Source organism: Rosettibacter firmus, from assembly GCF_036860695.1.
Taxonomy (GTDB): Bacteria; Bacteroidota; Ignavibacteria; order Ignavibacteriales; family Melioribacteraceae; genus Rosettibacter; species Rosettibacter firmus.
The window spans coordinates 1-1,087 of sequence record NZ_JAYKGJ010000009.1; the positions used below are offsets into that span (position 1 = coordinate 1).

The 1,087-nt window shown below is 26.9% G+C and carries 1 protein-coding gene; it reads left to right on the top strand.

The window, feature by feature from the left end:
• Window positions 1-351: 351 nt before the first annotated feature.
• Window positions 352-954: a hypothetical protein gene (locus tag VJY38_RS13915; RefSeq protein WP_353681332.1), complete on the top strand. Its 603-nt coding sequence runs from the start codon at window positions 352-354 to the stop codon at window positions 952-954.
• Window positions 955-1,087 lie beyond the last annotated feature (133 nt).

The window sequence follows — 1,087 nt, forward strand, 5'->3', positions numbered from 1 at the left end:
AAACATTAATGTTAATTAGTGGCTAAAATATTTTTATTGACTATAGTGAAATATAGATTTAAGTTGTAATCAGAAAGCAAAAGGAAACGTTACTTGCTTAGAGGGCAACGAAATATTTCATCAGCAGTTATAAATCCTCAAATAAAAAATTAAAAAACAGTGATTGATTATTCATATAAAAATATTTCTTTTGATTAATGAATGATTGACAGAATAATTTAAGTAGGGGAGATATACGGTCAGAAATTTTTGATTTTGACTAATAATAAAATGCAATTGGATATCATTCCAAAGAATGATATTTATTGGCAGGTTAAATAATAGTTTTATTTAATAAAAATTGGTGAAAAAATGAAGAAGATTATTCTATCAATTTTATTGGTAGTTGTTCTTATTTATGGTTGTAGTGAATCAACTAAAAATGAATCAGAAAGATTAGTTAAAAGATCAGATAGCTTAAAAAATGTAACAAAATTGCAAAATTTTTTAGCACAAAAAGGTACACTAATAATCAAGGATTTTTATAAACTTGGAAAGATTTCTGGGCTTTATTGGACGGATATGAAATTTGATGCAATAGTATTTTATGAGCCTGGTAAAGAAGAGGAAAGGGTAAAGGGATTAAAAATTGAAGTTACTGAATTAAAAACTTATGGAGAACATTCAGAAGCAGCGTTTTTAGATTTGGAAGAATTAGAAAGTTTATCCAAAGCACTTCAGTATATGACGACTCTGAAAGAATATTGGAAGGACAAACCCAAAGAATATACTGAAGTTATTTTTGAAACTAAGGGGAATTTTAAAACTGGTTTTTTTAAACGAAAAGATGAAATTCAAGCTTTTGCTTCTTGTGGTTATGGTAGTGAGGTTAATTGTTTTTTCAAAGCTACAGATGAATTACTCGGTATTAAAAATAAAATTGATGAAGCAATTACTTTATTAAAAAAAAAGTAATTCTTCTTTAGTTAAATATAACCAGCCACTCATATAGATCCTTATTTCCGATGGCGAGCGCTTGCTATAGTAATTATAATTGGATTTTAGAATAGTTTTTTATGGAAGTTGGATTTAGTTAATAAAGCTGATT

What these genes read in the sequence shown, in the direction of transcription:
- VJY38_RS13915 (WP_353681332.1), top strand. Translation starts at nt 352, where the DNA reads ATGAAGAAGATTATTCTATCAATTTTATTGGTAGTTGTTCTTATTTAT.